This window comes from Geomonas oryzae (assembly GCF_004117875.1).
Lineage (GTDB): Bacteria > Desulfobacterota > Desulfuromonadia > Geobacterales > Geobacteraceae > Geomonas > Geomonas oryzae.
Genome location: NZ_RAHW01000004.1, coordinates 392,356 through 415,277, shown reverse-complemented (window position 1 = coordinate 415,277; position 22,922 = coordinate 392,356). Strand labels below are relative to the sequence as shown.

Below are 22,922 nucleotides of genomic sequence, written 5' to 3'. Positions count from 1 at the left end.
CCGTCTCAAGCCGGTAGCCGCGCCCTCTTTTCCCCAAGGCCTCAAGTTACAGCCACTTTCCCCGATGAGTCCATCATCGGGCCAAGAGAGTACCTTCCTCTTGTTGCCGCGGGAAAGGGGACGGGCCATGCGAGGTACGAGTGCTGTCATGACTTTGTTGCTGGTGCTGACGATGAACGCCGCCAACGGAAACGCGGCGTTCCATAACGGCGGGACCGGGGCCTGCGACGGCTGCCACGGTGCGCCTGCGGGCAGCGGTCTGTCCGCTTTGCAGCCGGGGACCTCGACGAGCGAGATATGCCTGCGGTGCCATGCGGCTGCGCGACCTGAAGACTGCCAGGTCGCCACCAGTCCGGCCCCTCCCCGCGGGGTCCCCCCCGCCTCGCTCACCCCCGGCGGAGATTTCGCCTACCTGACCAAGCAGTACTACTGGTCCGAAGTCAACGGAGAGCGCGCGGTTAGCCCGGGAGAGCGGCACGGACACAACATCGTCGCGCCGGCTTACGGGTACTTCCCCGACACGACACTCACTTCATCCCCCGGCGGGACCTATCCCTCGTATGCCCTTTCCTGCGTCAGTTGCCATGACCCGCACGGCAACTACCGCGTCATCGACGGCTCGGGCACCATAACGGATTCGGGCAATCCCGTCACCGACTCCGGCTCCTACGGCGCCACCCCAAGCGCCACCGATGCCGTCGGGAGCTATCGCATGCTGGCCGGCTCGGGATACGGGACCAAAGGAACGAGCCACAACTTCGTCTACGACCCGCCCATCGCCGTCGCCCCGCGCGACTACAACCGCGGCGAAAACAGCGCCGACACCCGGGTCGCCTACGGCAAGGGGAGCAGCGAGTGGTGCCTGAACTGCCACGGCGGGATGTCCAGCGGGAAAGGGGGCGCCCATCTGCACCCATCCGGGGTCGCCCTTGGTGACGCAATGGCACGGACCTACAACCGATATGTGAAAAGCGGCGACCTAAGCGGCAACGAGAGCACCGCCTTCACCTCCCTGGTCCCCTTCCAAAGCGGTGACCTGACCGACGTGCGGCAACTGGCCGCCATCACCACGTCACATTCCGGTCCCAAGGCGGATGACAAGGTGATGTGCCTTACCTGCCACCGTGCGCACGCCTCGGCCTTCGACGCCATAACCAGGTGGAACACGAAAGGAACCGTCCTCACCGTGAATGGCGGCTACCCCGGCACCGATGCGGTCAACCAGGGGAGCGACCCTGGCGCCGCCGGCGGAAAGACCAGGGCCGAGTACCGGGTCGCCATGTACGACCGCGATCCCTCGCATTTCGCCCGCTTCCAGCGCAGCCTGTGCAACAAGTGCCACGCCAAGGACTGACCCCAGGGAGGCCGGGCCGCAGTTAATGGCGGCATTGCGGGGCGGCCGTGCTATAATGAGCGCCATGACTACCCTCCCTCCCATGAGACGGACGATGTATGTCGTATTGCGACTGGTTCTATTGATCTGCGTTTCGCTCTGGCTCGCGTTCATTATCAACCACAAAAACTACGATTACGTCCTCAACAAGACCCTGCTCAGCATCCACACCAATCTCAAGACGTCCAAGCTCACAAGCGTCCTTCCGGAAGCCGTCGAGTCGCTGCTGATCCACAACCAGAGAGGACCGCTCCAGGAGCTTCTGGACCGCAATTACAGCATCTTCGCCCTGGTGATCACCGACTGCCGCACCGACTCCCTTTATTGCCCGGACCAGAAGGTGTTGATGACCACCTCCCCAAACCTCCTCGTCAGAAAACTTCCCGCTCCGGTGAACCTGGTCAACTACCCCTTCGTCATGCTGCGCCTTCCCGTTCCCTCCGCCGCCGGGCCCGGCTCACAGTCCCGGCCCGTCATCGGTAGGCTCTACACGATCAGCACCATGCCGGCGAGCTTCGCGGAGGATTACCGTGAATGGCTTAAGGATCCCTTCGGTGACTACAGCCTCTGGCAGACCTACCTGACCACCACGGTGAACAGCCTGATAGCCGCCCTGCTGGTGTGGGTGATTCTGGAACTCTTCCTGAAGATAAAGCTGATCCAGGGGAGAGCCGCCCTGGAAAGGGAGCGGATCCTAATTGCCAACGCGGACAAGTATCTGCGCCAGATGGAAGACAAAGAGACCCAGATCGCCGAGCAGGAAAAGACCTCCGATGCCCAGTTCGAGGTGCTTATCGGCCGGATCAGGGAGTTGGAGGCCACGCTGCGCCATGACAGGGAGCAGCAGCGCGCCGCCGAGGCGATCATCCAGTCGATCGAACAGGAACGGCAGGCGCAGGTGGCGCAGTTCAGGGAACAGCTGGAACAGACGGCCCGGGAAAAAGCCGCCTTGCTGAGCGAGGTAACAAGATACCGAAGCGCCTCCGGAAAAGAGAAGGAGGAGGCGTCGCGCACCCTCACCAACGCCATCTCAACCCCGTTTGAGAACGCGCTGGAACGCGAGATCAGGGAAACGCTCGCCGCCAGCGCCAAGGGAAGGTCCGGCGCGTGGAGGGTACTGCACCAGGTTGACGTCGCGGTGGGGAAAGAGGTGAGCCGTTTCATCGACAGCGTGGTGATCAGCAAGGACTGCATCACGGTAATCGAGGCGAAGAACTACTCCGGCAGGATATTCGCTGATGGGGACGCGGAGAACACCGGCTGGCACTGCCAGCCGGGAAACCGCGCGGCAGTGGCGATCAAGGCAAGCTGGGGGGTGAACCCGTACCACCAAGTACGAGAGTACGTGATGACCCTGATGACCGTCGTCAATACCCGTGGCAGCTGGCGGCTTCCCGTGTACGGAGTGATCGTCTTCCCCGGCGGAGCTGACCTCTCCGGGATAGGTGAGCGGCTCGGGAAATTCTACCGGGTGACCAGCAGCGACCGGCTCATCGCCACCTTGGACAACATCGAAGCCGAGGCCCGGCGCGAAAACGCCCACACCATAAGGCCTCAGCCACTGCAGGTCGAGGCGTTGGTACTTGGGCGGAAAATGGTGAAATAGTCGGGAGCGTGAGGGTTTTCACCTGCAAGTAGCCGCACCCTTGCCCGGTCCGTACTGGGATCCTGGCTTTCTTTGGTGAGGACTTCGCTGGGTAGCAAACGAAAACCCCGACATCAAAAAGCGAAAGCTTTAGCGAAAGTCGGGGCAAAAAAAAGGAATCCCGAAGGATTCCTTGTTGTCAGTATGGAGCGGGGAACGGGGTTCGAAAACTGTGTACCCGCGCACATCGCAAATTTAATGCGCTGTTTTTCCACACATTACACAACACATCTCGCCGTTGATCACTCCTCAATAATGACTTAGGCATGGCAAAGGAGAAAACATGAATCTACACCCAAATACATACACAGGAGTTGCCCTGTGTATATCGTTAATGTTTGCATCTGTGTCTAGAGCTCAGGAACCGGAACTAGGTGCCATGCGACTTAACCAATTGCAAAGAGCGCTTCGTCCGTCCTGCGAACGCCTCGTTAATCAAATTATATTGCAACCAGAAATGGCGCTTTCTCTGTCTAATCAGCCAATAAATCCTGCAGATGTTTGCGACTGCGCAGAGATTAAATTCGCCTCCGATCTGCGTGTGCAGAGGTTCGCGTCACTAACAGAGAATGATATGCAAACACCGATTCAGTCGGAGCAAGTCAAGTCATACTTAACAGCGAGGATGATTACGTCAATCCTAGCATGCCTGACTCACGAACTTGAGGGGGCACTGAAAAGAGCGCCCACCCCGCAGTAACGCGAGCTGCTCAATAATAAGTTTTCAATCGTCACTGGCTTCCTGGACACACGCTGATTTCACCAAGCTTTCGGCAACAGCTTTATCGTAACAGTTGCCACGCCGGCTCCCCTCTCCTGTCCTAACCTTACCAACAGCAATAAACGAAAGCCCCGACTCTCTCTGAAAACCTTCTTAGTGAAAGGTTTGGTGAAAGTCGGGGCAAAAAAAAAGGAATCCCGAAGGATTCCTTGTTGTTAGTATGGAGCGGGAAACGGGGTTCGAACCCAGCAAGCTCCTAAAACAACCACCCCGGCACTATGGCTAAAACAATAATAAAATCAACTAAATCATTCTAAACTTCCTTGTGATTTCCGTCCAACGAAATATAGGGAGTTGCATCAGAATCCAAGTACACCTGCGAAAGTATCGCGAAAGTGTCTTCACGAACTCGAGGCTAGCTTAACCAACGGGCCAGCGCGTGGCCGGCCGAACACCGAACCCTTATTGGCTTGTTCTCGCTCTCCTCTAACCCTGGGAAGCCGATACTGGGTCAAAATTCGAAGCCGATTCACAATACTGCTCATGTCTATCCTGAACTGGGTGCAATTGTGCATCATGGTCGTCTATGGCACTGCCCATTGGAGTAATCGCGGGAAGCAACCTTTTTTTGAAATCGAAATCCCCGGTGCGTCTTTGCTATCGTTAGGAGAACCTTTCGCCCAATTTTCCTTGGTTACTTGTTGACACTCGTCGGCCGATCTCATCTACCTCAGGCACTTCACAAATCAGCCAGAAAGCGGCAATTGCCTTTAGTAGTTCAACCAACTGGTTGGGTTCCTGCGGTTTGACAATATAGGCGCTGGCTCCAAGCATGTAAGCTCTTTTTATGTCATCCGAGTCATTTGACGATGAAAGTACGATGGTGGGAATGATTGCAGAGTCTGGCGTACTTTGCAGAAAGGCGAGAATCGAAAACCCGTCACCGGGAAACATTTTCAAGTCAGTGAGAAGGAATGATGGGTACTGATAATTTGAACGGTCGGCGAACACTCCTTCACCTTTAAGGTATGCAATTGCTTCTTCTCCGCATGCCACTAGTCGAAGCTCTGCCTTTACAAGGCTGGCCTTAAAAGCTCGTTCCATCAGCAGCCGACCGTTTGGGTCGTCATCAGCCACGAGAATAGTGTACTTTTTGTGCAACATAGGCCGGGATTTCCACTCAAAATGGGCACGTAACGCGGACCAGCGACCGGGGCAAGTTTGCAGGTGCATTCATCGGCTCACCCCGATCAATATGGATTGCCCGCACACAAGAGTTGTTGAACGTAAAGTCTGTGTCAGTCGGGCAGTGCGTGAGCTTGAGTTACGGTCAGATTATAACAGCCAAAGTGCATTTTGTACAAAACTAGCTTAGCTATGCGGCGGAGGGGAAAGGAAGCTCGAAGGGGCAGAGGAAACGGATCATCAATTTCGGTTATCAGCCTTGTAGTCGAACTTATCTCGGTACATCCTCATGTCGCTGAGACGTAACGTTTCTGCAAGTTGCTCTCCGCTTTCGGCGGTAGCGATTCCAAAAGCGATGCTCACGGTACCATCGATGATTTCAGCGCAGCCCATGATCCTCTTGACTGCGCCCTCGGCGACATCTTTGTCGGCTTGCGGAAGCAGGACAGCAAATTCGTCCCCCCCGAGACGGGCAACGATGTCCTCGGCCCGGAATGCTCCCTGGATGATTCGGGCGGCCAATCGGATCAGAAGGTCACCCGCCTCGTGTCCCAGTTTGTCGTTGACAGATTTCAGACCATTGATATCCGCCATCACGATACTCAGAGGGAACATCCTGCTGTGGGCAAGCCGTTCCATTTCCTCGCCGAAGAACGCTCGGTTATAAAGGCCCGTCAAGAAATCGTGGGTGCTGGAGTGCTGCAGCGTTATCTCTGCTTCCTTTCGGCGGGTAATGTCCTGGACGATCCCGATGATCCCAATGGCCACTCCCATATCGTTGAAAATAGGTGTCTCCGTCTTTTCCAGGTACTGAACCCTCCCCCCCCGATCAACGGTGGAGCACTCGGAAAGGACACGCTTGCCGGTCGTAATGACCTCCCTTGAGTCCTTCTCGTATTTCGCAGCCAGTTCCGGTGGAAAGATATCGTAATCATTCTTCCCAGTCAGATCGTCAGGTGCCACTCCGAATATTTGGTTAAAAGGGACGTTTGCTGTGACATACTTACCGTTGCTATCCTTAAGCCAGGCGGCGTAGGGGATGTGATTCAAAATGGCTTGGTGCTGTCTTATGACTTCATTGACCCGCTCCTGCGCCAACTTGCGTTCGGTAATGTCTTCCATTGCCAACAGGATTATTCGCGAGCCGATGTTGCTACTGGAGATCTCCCTGGCGTTGAGCAGCATGGTCTTCGGGCCGATGTCAGGGAAATCGTACTCAACTTCATACCCGTTGAAAACAGCACAATTGGCGAGCACCTCCTTGATCAGTGTCCGCAGTTCGGGAATGTCCCACTGCCCGTTGCCCAGATCGTAGATGAATTTCCCGATCGTTGCCTCGGGCGTTACCTTGAAGGTGTCGTAGAAACTCCGATTTACGGTGAGAATCACCAAGTCGGAATTGAGCACCACAAGCGACTCCCGCACTGTTTCCACGATTTTCTCGGCATAGCTTCGGGAAGCCTGGATCTCCGATTCCAGCTCTTTGTATTCTTGTGCCGATGATTCCATCCGGGCCACCTTCTTGCGAAGTTCGGCGATCTCACGAACCATTTGTGCCCTTGTTGTGTGCGGATCTTTCATACAACACCTTGTGCTGAAGCGAACCGAGGTAGCCTGTTGCCTGGAGTGACCCTCGGCCTGTCAGGTTGTCTTTTGTTCGTTCCTCGGATGTGTCCAACGCGTGGGTTGGGCTTGTTGATCGAGGCCACGCTTACCTCTCTGCTTCTTTGCCCCAGAAAAGTACCAGCTGAGGCGTGGCTGGACTATGCTCATTGATGAGTCGTTCGGTGCTTACCATCTCCCATCCGAGCTTTGCCATTTCATCCAGGTGATCCTGCAAATCAAGGGCAAGGAGATCATTTGCCGGGTAATGTTTGGTGGTGAACGTATAGGTCTTTGCCATTTTTGAAAATCCTCGACCGGCGGGATAATTGCAGCCCTCGAAGGTGTCGAAACCTCGGCCCGAAGAACCGACCTGTAGGTGGTTTCATCTTTTCGTTTTGACAAGAGATTTTGGTGAGAATGGTCACTTCCCCTTTCCTTCAGTGGCTCATGCCCCTGGGGAAGGTTGCGCTGGCTTCGATTTTCGGGGCAGCGAGCAATGCTTTTCTATCCGCTTACCGCTCTTGTTCCGTATTTGTTAATTGTAACACGTTTCATGGCAGTTATAATGATGACAACACGAGTCGGTAAAACAGCGGGTTGTATCTCCGAATGAAGGCCAGGAATCGATCACCTTACCGACTCTCTGTCAGAGAACCTGAAAGCTGGAGAAGCGGCTTCGATATAAAAAGGGAGGCTAGTGATATGACCAGGATTGAGTTGACTGAAAAAGAGGCGGGCATTCTGATCGAAATACTCGAGTCATCCCTCTCCAACCTAAAAACTGAGAGAGTAGGCACCGACAACCGGGCATGGCACTTAGGACTTTTGGAACGTGAAGAATTCGTGAGTAATCTCCTGTCCCGGCTGAGAAGCAAGCCCTGAGCGATTGCTCCAGTGGCAACGTCTTGCCGGCAGCAGAGAGCCATGGTCAAGAGCTTTGCAAGAAAGGAAACAGGACGCATTGAGGCGTTCAGCGACGGGGTTTTCGCCATCGCCATAACACTGCTGGTCTTGACCATCAAAGTGCCAAATGCTTCGGAACTCGGTGCCGATCAGAGCCTGAGTTCTGCCTTGCTGGCGCTGTGGCCCCACTACCTTGCCTTCGTGACGAGCTTTGTCACGGTCCTCGCCAAGTGGGTGAACCATCACCGGATTTTCACCTTCGTCCAGAGAAGCGATCACACGTTCCTGTACTTGAACGGTTTGGTGCTGTTGCTGGTCACCTTCCTGCCGTTTCCGACCGCCTTGGTGGCGGAATACCTTCTTCACCCTGAAGCGAAGGTTGCCGGTGCGGTCTTTTCCGGCACCTTCTTCGGGATAGCAATAGCATTCAAGGGGTTGTGGCACTACGCCTCAAAAAATGGAAGGTTGCTCGGGGGGGGGCGAAGCGTGGACCCTCAGCACATTGATCAGATCACCAGACAATTCAGCTTCGGGCCGTTCATGTATCTTGCCGCGTTCGCTGTTTCTTTCGTGTCGGCAGGGTTGAGCGTTGTTTTCTGCCTCTCCCTGGCGGTAATCGTCGGTTTCAAAGGCTGGCCACGGAAGTAGCAAGCCTACACCCGCCTGGTGTTCCAGCCTCCAATCGATGACCATGCAAGATAAGCAGCGAGCGGTTTCCCACTCTCATTGCAGCTGAGTTCCAGCTTGAGGTGGTTAGGGAACGGCATAATATCGAGTTCCGATTCGGAGCTGAAAGCCAAGGCGTTTTGTGCGCAAAGAACGATCTCACCGAGGATCGAAACTTAATCCAAGGAAAGCGAAACGTCTCGGCTCCGTCACGCGCGATCATGAGGTGCGCCATGTGGCTCGAACTGCATCAGCCGACGCGTCCCCGCGTGCTCCCAGGATCCTTGCCTTAGCGGCACTCATCGGTGGGTGGGGAGCAGATCTGGTCGGAAACGGTACGGAAATGAAAACCATAGATTGCCAGCGTTATGGTCAACGGGAGTAGTCGTGGTTTCCTGAGGAGCGTCCAGAAAAAAACCTTCCAATAGTGCAGCCGCTCCTTACCCAGAATCCCCAGAAAAAGCACGGATCGGAAAAATGCCCTGACATCACGCCACTGTAGCGTGGAAAACAGGGATGGTCCCGAAAGCCGGTACTCTTTCAGAAAAGTCATCATGCGATCGTAGAAATAATCCGGCGAATAAATGGTCCTCACCAGTCGCTGATAACCTGCTATCAGCACCTGTGGGCTCATCTTCGGGGTAAAAGTGAGGGCGGTATCGGTGTTGTTGCCATTGGCAGTACTGATGATCCTTCCCTCGCTGGCGAGCCGGCTATGCAACTTGGTACCACGCAGGACCATCAGTATTCCCACCATGGCCGTAACGATGCCGCTTTTCTGTATGAAGTGGAGCTGTTTGTCGAAGATTTCAGGTGAGTCACTGTCGAAACCCACGATGAAGCCTCCCTGCACCTGAAGCCCCGCCTGTTGGATATAGCGCACCGAGGCTAGGAGATCGCGGTTGTGGTTCTGCAGTTTGCCCGTTTCCCTCAGAGAATCCGGTTCCGGGCTTTCGATGCCGATGAAGACCTCCTGAAAACCGGCGGTGACCATCAATTCGAGGAGACGCGGGTCGTCCGCAAGATTGATGGAAGCCTCGGTATAGAAGAAGAACGGGTATCCATGCGCCTTCATCCAGGAAATCATCGCCGGAAGAACTTCATTTATCAGCTTTCGTTTATCGCCAATGAAGTTGTCGTCAACGAAGAAAACCCCTCCGCGCCACCCCCTGGAGTAGAGCGCATCGAGCTCGGCTATGACCTGTTCCGGAGTTTTGGTTCTCGGGTTGTGACCGAACAGTGCAGTGATGTCGCAAAACTCGCAATCGAAAGGACATCCCCGGGAATACTGTACATTCATGGAGGCGTACTTGTGCATGTCGATCAGCGCCCATCGCGGGATCGGCGTGCGAGCAATGTCGGGGCGGTTGCCGGGGAGGTAAATCCGCTGCTGGCTTTTTTTTTCGAGGTCTTCCAGAAAACGCGGCAATGTGACCTCGGCCTCACCGAGCACCAAATGGTCCACCTCGGGAAACTCATCATGGCATGTCGAGAAAAGCGGGCCTCCCCCGACGGTCTTGATCCTTAGAGAGCTGCATCGGCTCAAGACTTCCCTTACGGACTCCCTCTGGACCGTCATGGCACCGAGAAATACGTAATCGGCCCACTGCAGGTCATTATCAGAAAGCCGCTCGACGTTAAGATCGATCAGCCTCACTTCCCAGCTGTCAGGGGTAAGCGCCGCAACAGTAAGAAGACCCAGGGGAGGAAACGCGGCTTTTTTCCCGATAAACGGCATTGCATAGCTGAAACTCCAATAGGTATCTGGGTACTTAGGGTAGACGAGCAGAACCTTCATTTTCCCCTCCGAGAGCCTGCCATATTTCAGCCAGTGCTTATCAAACCCAGAACTCAGAGCAACCAGTGTTGCCGTCCAGTCGGTTCCGCAGTCCCGGTGGACGTGGGCAACAAAAGAGGTGTAAATGTGTCTAGATCATGTCTCAAATTCTGGTGGTACTTCTCCGGCCGATGCGTCGGATTTGCGTTCAAGTTCGGCAATAACCTGGGCTCCCAACAGCAGAATCAGCGCAACAGCCTCCATACTGAGAAGGGCCACCACCGTTAGGGCTATGGAGCCGTATATGATGTTTACCATGGATATAGAGGCGTAATACCAGACCAACACCCGTCGAGTGATCTCCCATAAAATGGCCGTGATTAGCCCGCCGATTATCGCGTGACGAAACCTGACCCGCACCATGGGCATGACCAGATAGAGGGCGGTGAGTAAAAGCACCTCGCCAACGATCCCCAGGATGTACAAAACCACAACGGCGGTTCCTCCAAGGTTAAAATTCCTGCCAAGTATCTCAAGATGCCTGCTTTCCAGGGTCTCGATGGCGCCAACAATATACGACACGAGCACGATACCCAGTCCCATCAGGAAAATGAACAGGTAGGGAATAATAACGGAAATGATGACGTTACGACGCTTAATCCTGACACTTTGGGAAAAAATCACCGACATGGCGTTTCTAAACATGGAAAAGGCAAGGGAGCTGAAAAACAACATGACGGTGAAACCGACCATGCCGATTACCTTGCGGTCCTTAAGGAAAATCCGCACCTGTTCGGTCAAAGTCGCCGCGTAACCGGGGATTACCATTTCAAGGTACGTTGCCATGGTGTGAATCAACCGCTGCTCTTCGATAAAATGCGTCAGCACAACGAGGGCGAGTATAGACATGGGGACAATCGACAACAACGTATAGTAGGCGACGGCGCCGGATAACAGGAGCCCCTGGTTACGTTGGAAACTGCGCAGTACCTGCAGCAGGAACACGAAGGCAAGGTTGAGGAATACACATAAATGCTGTCGTTTGTTCATAGTAGGGATAAGATCAAGTGCCTGAACGCGATCTTCCTAAACGCTCTCTTTCCACCTCAACTATCTTATCATTGACCAAAGTGATCAGTTCCTCGATGTTTATCGGTTTGCCAATTATGTAAGAGTTTTCTATACCGGACATCCTGTCTAACTCATCCTTTTGGCCGGAGCTAGTCATTATAATAATCTTAATCGGGTTGTTCTCGATTCTTCTGATACTGTCAAGCATGTCATTGCTGCTGGTAGGTTGCATCGATGTTGCGGTAATGACTATATCTATTCTGAGTGTTTTACATAATTCAAGCGCAGATTCGAATTTAGAGGTAGCATGTATGACTGCATTTGGTATACGAAAGGAAATGAGACGACAAATCAGATCCCTTGTTATTTCATCATTATCGACGATCAGTATTGATGTTATCATTTGTCGGCACCTTCCACTGGTACTACATGCGATATAAAATTAACTATCAATATTTATGTGAAAGTATAGGCTAATATAATTTTACACGGAATCGTCTCATCGCTCATGTTCCCTACCAAGAGATTGTTTCTCTAGATTGGTTAAAATTGCTGCAAACATCTGAGTCACTAAATCTTTTGAATCGCCGGATTCGCTAGATTGAGGGTCGCCTTTAGCCGTAATGGCCGCATCTCTGATCGTTGCAGCTACGGTTAAGTTTGAAGCTATTATCATCTTTGCTTCTTGTGAAAGTTCAAACATTGAGAATCTCCTTTGACAATGTTAGCAGAATGATACGTGTAGTTACTTTCTTAGAATCACTCTCAGGCGCTGCCGCACGTGGCGCCCCGGAACTTGTGATGGGCAGTACGCCCAGAATTGCCATGGTCGCAGCACCGTTCCCGGGAAACAGGTATGGCTCATCAGGTGAACCTTTCCCCAAGTTTGCCGCGGCTGTGCGAATATACGTTTGCCGGCGGTGTCCACATCCACTTCGCAAACCAACCGGTTGGCATAATGCCCCCCTTGCGGTATGCGGTAACTTCATCTCTGCAAGTCACCATCAGGAACTCGGCTTTCAAATCACTGCCGATGTAGCCTGTTTAAACTAAGATTCCCCAAAGTGCTACCGCTACACAATAGTAACTGACGCTCAGATTATAGCTACCAGAGGCTTATTATCAATTCGCCGGCGGAAACCACTGTGGAGCGGTTTCGAATTTTGATGATCATCCGAAATCCGTCTCCCCGTTTTTTGGGGGCAATGGAGGGCACGTTGAAAAACCTTTAAGCCGCCGACGGCACTCATTTCTATCAGATTATTTCACGTCCCGAATCCCGGTGAGTATTCTCCTCCGGTCGTCGGGGAGTTCGTACCGTTGCGAGGTCTCATTTACGGGCAGCGTCTAGCGTCTCCTCTTCCTACAGGGCCGTTGCCAAGGTATCTAGGCTCAGGGTTCATTGGCCGCGAGAATACGCCCACCGCCGACATCCCCTGGTCACATGGGCAGAGAATGTCGATACGGCAAGGAACGAGATAGTATCTCGTGACCGTCCACGGTCGCATCGAAAGCAATCAGGTTTTTTTGTTGATCTCTAAAGTTCTCCGAATATCCAGCACAGCGGTTTTCCCCGACTCGTCGCTTGGTGCGGGGGGGGGCGCGACAGGCTCCGACAGTGCATCAACGAGGCTTCCCATCTCTTCCTGGCTGAAGTTCCGAACCTCCCTGCAGAAGGCGCAGGTAACCGTCCCCCCGCCCTCGCGATCAGCCATCGCCCGAAGGGCGTCCTTTCCCTGAGTCAAAAGCGCCTGCTCACATTTTTCCCTGCTACAGGTGCACTGGAAGGAGATCACGCGTTTTTCAAAGGTCTCGAAAGGGATCCCGACGAAGAGGACGTCCAGCAGCTGTTCTGGGGTGCCGCCGCGACAAAAGTGGTCTGAGAGCGAGGAGAGGTTACCGATTCGTTCCCAGAGAAGATGGATGGCCGTCTCGTCCTGGGGGGGGAGCGACTGTATCAGAAATCCGCCCGCCGCGCCGACCGTGCCGTCCTGTTCCACGAAGACGTCGAGCCTGACTGCAGAGGGGACCTGTTCCGATTCGGTGAGGTACATCGCCAGATCTTCGCCAATTTCACTGGAGGTGAGCCGTACCGTCCCCTGGTAAGGCTGCTTCAACCGCAGGTCCTTGGTGACGGTAAGCAGCCCGGTACGGCCAAGAGCGCCGGCCACGTCTGGCCTTCCATCGAGTAGAGGAAGGTCCACGGCCGGGTTGCCGACGGTACCTGCCACGGCTCCGGTGCTCAGGGCCTCGATGAGAATCTTGCCGAGGGGGCCGTTCCCTTCGAACTTCAGTGCCACCCGCTGGTCGGTCTTAAGGAGCGCCCCCATGAGCGCCCCTCCGGTTAGCGCCCGTCCCAGGGCCGCCGTGGCCGTGGGGAGCGTGCCGTGCCTCCTTGCAGCCTCAGCCACTACCCCTGTCGAGACGCAGGCCAGTCCCCGGAAGGTTCCCGCTTTAGTAAGAATGCGTACTAGATAGTCATCCATGTATCACTTCCTCCGGAAAGCTGTGTCCCCCCCACTCATCGTTGCCACAGAATATGAGCGGCTTCTAGAGGTACCGCGGTGCCTGCGCGGTACGGTATCACACGCGCCGTGTAGTCCATGGCTGGTCTTGACGCAGCGACCTGTACACCATAGAGATAACCGTTTTCCGCGCCAACCAGTCTAGGGCCGCGCGTCATCTCCTTGCAAACAGGGTCGCCGCCATTGACTCCGTCAGCATACAGCTCAACCTTTACCGCATTAGGGTCGAGCCCGTTGAGATAGAGCTGAACCTCGAACGTATGCAGGTTCCCTTTCGTCACAACCTTGTCAACGCCGAAACGCAGATTACCCCACTCCCGTTTTACTGCCTTCAGCCAGTTCACTATTGCTACGCCCGCTTCTCCATTATCCGCGGCGCGCTCGCGGTAGGCCGCAGCGGCTGGAATATAGTAGCTCTCGGCATACTGTCGTACAGTACGGTTACTGGAGAATCGGGTCGTCAGGCGGGCCATACTCTCGCGTATGCGCGCTACCCATGCGGGAGGAATGCCGTTTCGGTCCCGGCTGTAAAACTCTGGGATCACATCCTGTTCGAGAAGTGTGTAGAGCGCCTCGGCCTCAGTTGCATCCCAGTCGGGGTCACAGCCGTGTTCTGCGCCGTCGCCCAGCGCCCACCCCATTTCAGGAGTGTAGGCTTCAGCCCACCAGCCGTCGAGTTCCGAAAGGTTTAGTCCACCATTGACCAGCACCTTCATGCCGCTCGTTCCGCACGCCTCCCAAGGTCGTCGAGGTGTGTTGATCCAGACATCCACCCCCTGTACAAGGTGTTCGGTCAGCAGCATGTCGTAATCACTGAGGAAGATGACGTGCCGGCTCGCATCGGGGCGCCGGATGAAACGTGTCCATTGCTCAATCATGGCCTGTCCCGCCTGGTCGGCTGGATCTGCCTTGCCGGCGATGATGAGCTGCACCGGGCGTCTCGGGTCGGTGAGGATGCGCAGGAGCCTTTCAGGGTCGTGCAGCAGCAGGTTCGGTCGTTTGTAGGTTGCAAAGCGGTGCGCGGACCCCAGCGTCAATGCGTTGGTATCGAAAATATGCTGCGCGCTCATGATCTCCTCCGGTGCTGCGGCTGAAGCGGCCAGCTGCTTGGACAGCCGTTCGCGGATGTAGCCGACGAGGGCCTTGCGGGCGTCGGCACGGAACTGCCAGAGCTTGTCGTCGGGAGCACAGCGGATCTTCCCCTCCAGGGGCTCCGTCATCCCCAGCCAGCGCTCCTTCCCACAGTATTCGGTCCAGATGACGTCGGCCTCTGCCGAATCCCAGCTTGGCATATGGACGCCGTTGGTCACATGGCCCACCGGTACTTCCACCTCGGGCCAGTGCGGGAAGAGAGACTTAAAGATGCCCCGACTCACGTTCCCGTGTAGACGGCTCACCCCGTTTACCGCTCCACTCCCTCGAACAGCCAGGTAGGCCATGTTGAAACGTTCTGAGGCATCGTCGGGGTTGAACCGGCCGAGGCACAGCAGATGGCTGGCGGGGATGCCGAGACTGTTCCTGGCATAATCGCCGAGGTAATGCTCGATGAGCTGTGGGGCAAATCGGTCAAATCCATCAGCTACCGGCGTATGAGTAGTGAAGAGGTTGCCTGCCCGGGTAACGGCTAGGGCGACTTCGAACGTTTGCCCTGTCGCTGACATGAAGCTGCGTGCCCGCTCCAGCACCGCCAAGGCCGCATGCCCTTCGTTCAGGTGGCAGACCTCGGGATTGACGCCCAGTGTCTGGAGCAGACGCCAGCCGCCGATTCCAAGAACCATTTCCTGCCTCAGACGCTGTTCTGGCCCGCCGCCGTAAAGCTCGCTGGTTACCCCCCGGTAGGCTGGGAAATTCGCGGCATCATTACTGTCGAGGAGGTAAAGCTTCACTCTCCCAACCTGGACCTGCCAGGCACGCACCCAAAGCGAGTACCCTGGCAACACGATCTCAAGCCGCAACCACTCCCCACTGGGTTCACGCACGGGCATGACCGGCAACTGTCCGGGGTCGTTGTACGGAAAGAGGGCCTGCTGCGAGCCGTGCCGGTCGATCACTTGCCGGAAATAACCTTGTTGGTAGAGGAGCCCCACGCCGACCACCGGTACGCCCAGATCGCTAGCCGCTTTGAGTTGGTCGCCGGCCACGTTGCCGAGCCCCCCGCAATAAATGGGAAGCGCTTCGCTCAGCATGAACTCCATGCTGAAATAGGCGACCAAGGTCAAGGGACTACGCGGGTGCCTCTGCTGGAACCAGGCTGGCACCTCCGCCTCGTGACGCTTGGTTTCCACCAGGTCGGCAACCTTCCCGCGAAAGGCCGGATCGTCCAAGGCTTGCTTGAGCCGGTCCCGCGAAACGGTTTGCAGAACGACCCAAGGGTTGTGGGTGAGGTCCCAGAGTCCCGGGTCGAGTTGCGCCCATACTTCGTCGGCCGCGTGGTTCCAAGACCAGCGCATATTGAGCGCCAGTTCTCCCAGGGAATCGAACCCCTCTATCTCTGTTGGGAATAGAGTGTAAATGGGGCTGCTGACTCTTTTGTGTTTGCTCATCGGTGCCGTCCCTCGGACATTATTTTCGGGTCCTGGTTTTCGCGTAATTCGGGGCCACAAGGGTTTTCGGCCCAAACAGGGTGAAATATTGCCGGGATATAAGCCCTTTCACAGCATCCCTAAAGAGCGTCGAATCTCCTATCTCGCGATCAGTGCGGCGTGCTGCAGGACTTCAGCTTGCCATTTTCCTGGAGAAAAATTGGTTCGTATTGCGCGCAGGTCTTGCCGTCGATCTGTATCGTCTGGGAAAGATCGCAGGTTTTCAATTTGCCCGATGGGTAGAAGCTGACTTGTGAGTACTGGTTGCAAATGATGGATCCATAGATGAAAAAGTCGCTGGCTACGCAGCTTTCGAGCTTCCCGGTTTCATAAAAACTGATTGGTGCATATTGTTTGCATTTAATCCCATTGCTAGCGAAATCGTCCTTCAGTGTGCATGCCTTCAATTGACCGTTCGCATGATAGGTTGTGCCACCGGTATCGCAAATTAATTGATCGACACCCAGACAGGTTCCGATATCGGTTATGAATATGATGCTCAGCATGATAATGGCGAACTTCATGATTTCCTCCTTCCATGAACTCTGTGCCCAGCCCTACTCTCTGCTCTATGCCTTTGTATCAGCGGGAAGACTAACGTGTTTTACTCCGCAGCAAAGCGGCGGAAGAACCACCTCTTCATCCCTTCCACAGCCACGAGATAGGCCAGCAGCAAGGCTGTCAGCATCAGGAAAAAGAACGCCGGCGGCGCCACAAAACCGAGATGCCTGCCGATAGGGGCAAATGGCAGCAGCGCGGCCCCTGCCACGACGGTCAGCGAACAGGCGATCAGCCACGGGTTAGGGCAGCTCTTGAAGGGGCTTTGACGGGTGCGGATGATGAAGATGACCAGCACCTGCGTGGCCATGGACTCGATGAACCAACCGGTATGGAAGAGCGCCTCTCCGGCATGGAAGAACGTCAGCATCACATAGAAGGTGAGAAAGTCGAAAACCGAGCTGACCGGGCCGATAACCAGCATGAAGTTGCGAATGAAGTTCATGTCCCAGTGCCGTGGATGGCTCAGGTAATCGTCATCTACGCGGTCCAGCGGAATGGGAAGTTCAGACACGTCGTAAAGGAGGTTATTGAGCAGGATTTGCACCGGCAGCATGGGAAGAAAGGGGAGAACGAGCGAGGCCCCGGCCATCGAGAACATGTTGCCGAAATTGGAACTGGTGCCCATCATGATGTACTTCATTATGTTGCCGAAGGTGCGCCTTCCTTCCAGGACCCCGGCGTGGAGGACCCCCAGGTCCTGCTCCAGAAGGATCATGTCTGCTGCGGCTTTCGCCACGTCCACAGCGCTGTCCACTGAAATGCCCACATCGGCGGAATGCAGCGATGGGGCGTCGTTGATGCCGTCACCAAGATACCCCACCACATGACCGCGCCTCTTGAGCGCGAGGATGACCCGGTTTTTCTGGGCTGGTGCCACGCGGCAGAAAAGATTCACCTGCTCCGCCCGTGCCGCGAGTGCCGGATCATCCAATTGCTGGATATCAGCCCCGGTCAGCACCCCCGTCACGGGGAGCCCTAGTTCCTCGAAGATATGCTGGGTAACCAGTTCATTGTCACCGGTGATGATCTTGACCTCGACCCGATCCGCGGCAAGGCCCGCCAGGGCTAGTTTGGCGCTGGCCTTTGGCGGGTCGAGAAATGCTGCGAATCCGGCGAAGACCAGTTCCGATTCATCGCCCACCACGGCATGAGGATGGTCCTTCCCCACCTTTCGCGAGGCAATGCCCAGCACCCGGAAGCCCTCCCGGCTCAGGGCCTCGAATTGCCCGTTAATGGCAAGCCGCGCCGCCTCGCCGAGTGGCTGCGCCTGCGCCTCCCCGTCAGCTGCAAAGCTCACCGACAACCGAAGGATATCCTCTGGGGCGCCCTTGACGACCAGGAGCCTCTCCGTGCCGTTGTCGAGGAGAACCGAAATCCGGCGACGCTCGAAGTCGAAAGGTACCTCGTCTATCTTCTTCCAACCGCTCGCGTCGATCTCGGTGTGCTCCAGGATGGCGTCATCCAGGGTGCTCTTCAGGCCGGTCTCGTAATAGCTGTTGTAATAGGCCAGCTCCAGGACCCGCAGGCTGTCCTGCCCCAGTGGATTCAGGTGGCGTTCCAGATGGATTCGGGCCTCGGTGAGGGTGCCGGTCTTGTCGGTGCAGAAGACGTCCATGCTCCCCAGGTTGTGGATAGAGGCCAACCGTTTGACGATGACCTTCTTTGTCGCCATGCGCAGCGCTCCCCGCGAAAGGGTAACGGAGACCACCATGGGGAGCAGTTCAGGGGTAAGTCCCACAGCCAGGGCCACGGCGAAGAGGAACGATTCCAGCCAGGGGCGGTGAAAGAAGGCGTTGACCAGCAGGACGAACAGGACGAGGAGCACCGTCATGCGCATGATGAGCAGACCGAAGCGGTGGGTCCCCTCTTCAAAGGCGGTGGGGGGCGCCTTGGCCAAAAGCGTGTCGGCGATCTCGCCCAGTTCCGTGCGCTGTCCGGTACGGCAGACCAGCACCTGGGCCGTACCGCTCACCACTGATGTCCCCAGAAGAACGGTGTTGCCCGCTGCAAGAACCTGAGTCTCCTCCGGTAATTCCGCTGGTGATTTCTCCACAGGGAAAGCTTCTCCGGTCAAAAGAGCCTGGTTTACGAAGAAGTCCTTTGCCTCCAGTACCCGGCCGTCGCAGGGAACCAGGTCGCCGGCAGCAAGAAGCGCCACGTCTCCTGGTACCATCTCCGCGAGCGGAATCTCCAGGAACTTGCCATCCCTAAGCACCTGCCCGCGCACTGCCACCGACTGGCGCAGTCGTTCTGCAGCCTGGCCAGCCTGGTATTCCTGGACGAAATCCAGAGTCACACTGATGAGGACAATGGTGCCGATGATGAAGAAGCTCGTAGTGTCACCGGTGAAGGCGGAGAGCGCGCTGGCCGTAAGGAGGATGATGACCAGGGGGTTCTTGAATTTGGTGATGAATTGCAGGACCAGTGCCTTTTTACGCTCACCGTGGATAAGGTTGGGGCCGAATTGGGGCAGGCGTGAAGCCGCCTCCGTGCTGGTCAACCCCTGCGGGCTTGCGGCCAACTGTTCCAAAAGCACTGGGATGGGACATTGCCAGAAGGCGGAATCCGTTTTGTCGTCAGGTGTGAGCATGTTGAATTCTCCCCTGAGTCCGGGGTGATTAGCGGACCAAATGTCAGAATAAGGTGATCCGGTTCACGCGTTGAATCTACCGAGGGCCTACAATTGGTGGCCTCGCAATCAATGGTCATTCATTGCCTCGACAAGCTTAGCACAAAGGGATTTTCAATCTCGTTCAACCCAAGACCCGCTCGCCCTGAGCCTTGTCGAAGGGGGCAACTGACCTCCCTGCAACAGCATCACTATTGGCGCCTATGGGCAAACCGTGGGCCTTGGACAGATTATAACTCTTCTAGTTTGCTCTACATGCTGCCGGGCGAAGATTTGGAAGAAATAGTGAGAGGGCGTAGCAGGATTGTAGATCTGGCTAGCGGATAGCGTGTATGGAGATTGTATTGTTATTCAAGATGGTTGTACGGTTTGGAGCTCGGGGCTGCATTTGACAAGGCCGCAGAGCACTATACATTAGCAGTGCATCGTAACCCATGCTACAGAGTCGGCAGCCCCTGTGCGGTCCTGTACTGCAATTTCATCATACGACCAAAGCTTTGACGAGTCAGTTGGCGATACGGGTCATACCCGCAGGAATCTGTCTCGTAGACAAAGCGCGACTCGCCACAGGGAGAGGCCAGTCGCCTTATGAGCTTGTCCACAGAGTGATGGGGTGTTTGTGAACGTTAAGCCTGACATACGTGATACAATTTCCAAAAACCTGACTCCTTGGCTGTGGCTGTGTGTGGTGACTTCGCGTTTTCTCTACCAGAATGAAGAGACAGTGGCTCTACCAACTGGCAATCTGACTGCTTAAATTCGACGGAGGGAAAAATGGTGATTGAGAAACATGTCGGCAAAACCGTTTTGCTTAATATCCGGGAAGAATTTGCTTCCAGTAACGGCAGTCTTATTCAGTCTGCAGTGAATACGAAACTTTTCTATGCAAAAGTTGTGGACTTCGACAGTTACGGGTTGTGGGTTGAAAACCCTAATTGGACAGTTTTTCCTAAAGACGGCGGCCCTTCAAGAAACTATAAGATTAATTTTGTCATCCCTTGGCCGCAGATTATTTCGGTGGCCACCTTCCCGGAAAGAGTTTTTAAATCGGGGGAAATTTCTGACGAAAAGGGAATATCATTTATTGGCTTCGAGTCGTGAAATGGCACCCGCATACCGACATGAAAATGCACATGTACCATCAAGTACTCTGGAGCTAGACACGCTCAGGTCGTTGGTGGTACGGCAGGAATAGTCGGTCCTTTGGCGGGAGGAGGTAAAAAACAGGGAGGGAATCGCCATGAGAGAGGGGGCCCGCTACATTCGCTGGTTCGATGAGATCACGATCAAGGATGTTCCCTTGGTCGGCGGAAAGAATGCCTCGCTGGGTGAGCTGTATCGCGAACTTGCCCCCAAAGGAGTGAGGGTCCCCAACGGCTTTGCCATCACGGCCGATGCCTACCGCTACCTGCTGAAATCCGGCGCAATCCTGCAGGAGATGGAACAAGTCGTCGCCGGCATCGACAAGATCGACCTCGAGGATTTTGCCCGCCGGGGACACCGGCTGCGTGAGCTGATCTATCAGGTGCCGCTCCCCCATGACTTGGCCGAGCAGATAACCAGTGCCTACCACGCTATCTGTCAGCAGTATGGAGAGAACACAGATGTGGCGGTTCGTAGCAGTGCTACAGCCGAAGACCTTCCGACCGCCTCGTTCGCTGGGCAGCAGGAGACCTACCTCAACATAAGGGGCACGGCCCAACTCATGGATGCCTGTCGTCGCTGCTTCGCTTCTCTTTATACCGACCGGGCCATCTCCTATCGGATCGACCAAGGGTTCGACCACTTCAAGGTCGCCCTCTCCGTCGGGGTGATGAAGATGGTCCGCTCGGATATGGCGGCAAGCGGAGTCATCTTCACCCTCGACACGGAAACCGGCTTCCGCGAGGTGGTACTCATCAGCGGTGCCTACGGCCTTGGAGAGAACGTTGTTCAGGGTGCGGTGAACCCGGACGACTTCTACGTGTTTAAGCCGACCCTGCGGACGGGGCACCGACCGGTAATCCGCAAAAAGCTCGGCGAGAAAAGCATCAAAATGATCTATGGCACGGGCACCTCCAAGGTCCTCACCCGCAACGTCGAGGTGTCGGAGGCCGAGCGGCGGCTCTTCTGTCTCAGCGATGATGAGATCCTCGAACTGGCCCGCCATGCTGTGGAAATCGAGGCGCATTACTCGCAGCGGGCGGGGCAGGAACAGCCGATGGATTTGGAGTGGGCCAAGGACGGCATCACTGGCGAGCTCTTCATCGTCCAGGCTCGCCCGGAAACGGTCCAGTCGCAAAAAACGCTGGATTCCATGGAAATTTATCATCTGGAGGGGGAAGGTCCGGTTCTGGTCTCCGGGACCAGTGTCGGCGAAAAAATCGCCGCCGGTCAAGCCCATGTCATCAAGGACGTGCACCTGATCGCCGACTTCAAGCCGGGGGAAGTACTGGTCACCGATACCACCACCCCGGATTGGGAGCCGGTGATGAAGACGGCGGGGGCCATCGTCACCAACCGTGGAGGTCGCACCTGCCATGCGGCCATCGTCAGCCGCGAGCTGGGGATACCGTCCATCGTCGGGGCCGGTGATGCTACCGAACGGATCGCCACCGGCAGGAAGGTCACCGTCTGTTGTGCGGGAGGCGAAATGGGCCAAGTCTACGATGGGATCCTCCCGTTCCGTGTAGAGCAGGTCGCCTTGAGGGAACTGCAACGGCCGCGGACTAAGGTCATGATGAACCTGGGGAACCCCGAGGAAGCGTTTTCCCTTAGCAAGTTACCTAACGACGGGGTGGGGCTTGCCAGGATGGAGTTCATCATCAACAACTATATCAAGGTCCATCCCATGGCGCTGGTGCATCCCGAGCAGGTGGCGGACGAGGCAGAGCGGCGAGAGATCGAACGCGTGACCTTCGGGTATCCGGACAAGGAAAGCTATTTCGTGACCCAGCTGTCCGAAGGGATTGCCACCATCGCCGCAGCCTTCTATCCCAAGCCGGTGGTGGTGCGTCTCAGTGACTTCAAGACCAACGAATATGCCAAGCTGATTGGCGGCAGGGCCTTCGAGCCGCAGGAAGAAAACCCGATGATCGGGTTTCGCGGTGCCTCACGCTATTATGACGAGCGGTACCGGGAGGGATTCGCCCTCGAATGCCGGGCCGTGAAGCGGGTAAGGGAGGAGATGGGGCTGGACAACGTCATCCCCATGGTGCCGTTTTGTCGGACCGTGGGCGAAGGGGAACGGGTCCTCGCCGAGATGGCACGAAACGGGCTGAACCGGGGCGAAAGCGGCCTTGAAGTCTACGTTATGTGCGAGATACCCAACAATGTCATCCTGATCGACGAGTTCAGCAAACTCTTCGACGGCTTTTCAATCGGCTCCAACGACCTCACTCAACTCACACTTGGCATAGACCGGGATTCCGCGCTGGTGGCCCATATCTTCGACGAGCGCGACCCCGGCGTCATGAGGCTCATATCCCAGGTGATCGACGGGGCACGAAGAAATACCCGTCACAGCGGCATCTGTGGTCAGGCTCCGAGCGATTACCCTGAATTCGCCGCGTTTCTGGTCCGGGAAGGGATCGACTCCATCTCGCTTACCCCCGATTCGCTTCTGAAGATCACCCTGCGAGTGCTGGAGATGGAAAAACAGTTGTGAGCTTAAGGGATTC

Annotated in this window: 16 protein-coding genes and 1 pseudogene; 6 read left to right on the top strand and 11 right to left on the bottom strand. The window is 55.7% G+C overall.

Going from position 1 to position 22,922, the window contains the following annotated elements; genetic code table 11:
* Positions 1-148 precede the first annotated feature (148 nt).
* Complete coding sequence (locus D6Z24_RS12595; protein ID WP_246014656.1) at positions 149-1,354, top strand: hypothetical protein; 1,206 nt, start codon at positions 149-151, stop codon at positions 1,352-1,354.
* A 94-nt stretch (positions 1,355-1,448) separates the two neighbouring features.
* Entirely contained in the window at positions 1,449-2,999 is a 1,551-nt protein-coding gene (locus tag D6Z24_RS12590) for a nuclease-related domain-containing protein (protein WP_162605129.1), read from the top strand.
* Between the two features lie 1,423 nt (positions 3,000-4,422).
* On the opposite strand, the gene D6Z24_RS12585 is transcribed toward D6Z24_RS12590, so the two are convergent.
* The 3 genes from D6Z24_RS12585 to D6Z24_RS12575 all read right to left on the bottom strand — a co-directional run bounded on the left by D6Z24_RS12585 (position 4,423) and on the right by D6Z24_RS12575 (position 6,847).
* Positions 4,423-4,923, bottom strand: coding sequence for a response regulator (locus D6Z24_RS12585; RefSeq protein WP_162605128.1), 501 nt, complete (start codon positions 4,921-4,923; stop codon positions 4,423-4,425).
* Positions 4,924-5,184: 261 nt separating this feature from the next.
* Positions 5,185-6,525 carry a diguanylate cyclase domain-containing protein gene (locus tag D6Z24_RS12580; protein ID WP_129126937.1) on the bottom strand — a complete coding sequence of 447 codons (1,341 nt, stop codon included), beginning with the start codon at positions 6,523-6,525 and terminating at the stop codon, positions 5,185-5,187.
* A gap of 130 nt (positions 6,526-6,655) precedes the next feature.
* Positions 6,656-6,847, bottom strand: coding sequence for a hypothetical protein (locus tag D6Z24_RS12575; protein WP_129126936.1), 192 nt, complete (start codon positions 6,845-6,847; stop codon positions 6,656-6,658).
* A 404-nt stretch (positions 6,848-7,251) separates the two neighbouring features.
* Here D6Z24_RS12575 and D6Z24_RS12570 point away from each other — a divergent pair, with 404 nt between their 5' ends.
* Together D6Z24_RS12570 and D6Z24_RS12565 are read left to right on the top strand one after the other, a co-directional pair.
* Complete coding sequence (locus D6Z24_RS12570) at positions 7,252-7,431, top strand: hypothetical protein (RefSeq protein WP_129126935.1); 180 nt, start codon at positions 7,252-7,254, stop codon at positions 7,429-7,431.
* Between the two features lie 42 nt (positions 7,432-7,473).
* On the top strand, positions 7,474-8,100 hold the full coding sequence (locus D6Z24_RS12565; RefSeq protein ID WP_129126934.1) for a TMEM175 family protein: 627 nt from the start codon (positions 7,474-7,476) through the stop codon (positions 8,098-8,100).
* 307 nt (positions 8,101-8,407) lie between these two features.
* On the opposite strand, the gene D6Z24_RS12560 is transcribed toward D6Z24_RS12565, so the two are convergent.
* The 8 genes and pseudogenes from D6Z24_RS12560 to mgtA form a co-directional block, all read right to left on the bottom strand.
* A complete protein-coding gene (locus tag D6Z24_RS12560; protein ID WP_129126933.1) occupies positions 8,408-9,916 on the bottom strand; it encodes a B12-binding domain-containing radical SAM protein in 1,509 nt (502 codons plus the stop codon).
* A 135-nt stretch (positions 9,917-10,051) separates the two neighbouring features.
* On the bottom strand, positions 10,052-10,945 hold the full coding sequence (locus D6Z24_RS12555; protein WP_129126932.1) for a YihY/virulence factor BrkB family protein: 894 nt from the start codon (positions 10,943-10,945) through the stop codon (positions 10,052-10,054).
* A 13-nt stretch (positions 10,946-10,958) separates the two neighbouring features.
* Positions 10,959-11,369 (bottom strand): response regulator, encoded by a 411-nt coding sequence (locus tag D6Z24_RS22095; protein WP_129126931.1) that lies wholly within the window; start codon positions 11,367-11,369, stop codon positions 10,959-10,961.
* 96 nt (positions 11,370-11,465) lie between these two features.
* A complete protein-coding gene (locus tag D6Z24_RS12545; RefSeq protein ID WP_129126930.1) occupies positions 11,466-11,669 on the bottom strand; it encodes a hypothetical protein in 204 nt (67 codons plus the stop codon).
* Between the two features lie 910 nt (positions 11,670-12,579).
* Positions 12,580-13,452 (bottom strand): annotated as a pseudogene (gene hslO, locus D6Z24_RS12540) (Hsp33 family molecular chaperone HslO); the annotation flags it as partial.
* A 35-nt stretch (positions 13,453-13,487) separates the two neighbouring features.
* Positions 13,488-16,034, bottom strand: a complete 2,547-nt coding sequence (gene glgP, locus D6Z24_RS12535; protein ID WP_129126928.1) for an alpha-glucan family phosphorylase — start codon at positions 16,032-16,034, stop codon at positions 13,488-13,490.
* Positions 16,035-16,183: 149 nt separating this feature from the next.
* On the bottom strand, positions 16,184-16,597 hold the full coding sequence (locus D6Z24_RS12530; protein ID WP_129126927.1) for a hypothetical protein: 414 nt from the start codon (positions 16,595-16,597) through the stop codon (positions 16,184-16,186).
* Positions 16,598-16,677: 80 nt separating this feature from the next.
* On the bottom strand, positions 16,678-19,224 hold the full coding sequence (mgtA, locus tag D6Z24_RS12525) for a magnesium-translocating P-type ATPase (protein WP_129126926.1): 2,547 nt from the start codon (positions 19,222-19,224) through the stop codon (positions 16,678-16,680).
* 813 nt (positions 19,225-20,037) lie between these two features.
* Between mgtA and D6Z24_RS12520 the strand changes: the two genes are divergently transcribed.
* Positions 20,038-20,364: a hypothetical protein gene (locus D6Z24_RS12520; RefSeq protein WP_129126925.1), complete on the top strand. Its 327-nt coding sequence runs from the start codon at positions 20,038-20,040 to the stop codon at positions 20,362-20,364.
* Between the two features lie 139 nt (positions 20,365-20,503).
* Complete coding sequence (gene ppsA, locus D6Z24_RS12515; RefSeq protein ID WP_129126924.1) at positions 20,504-22,909, top strand: phosphoenolpyruvate synthase; 2,406 nt, start codon at positions 20,504-20,506, stop codon at positions 22,907-22,909.
* The last annotated feature ends 13 nt before the right edge of the window (positions 22,910-22,922 follow it).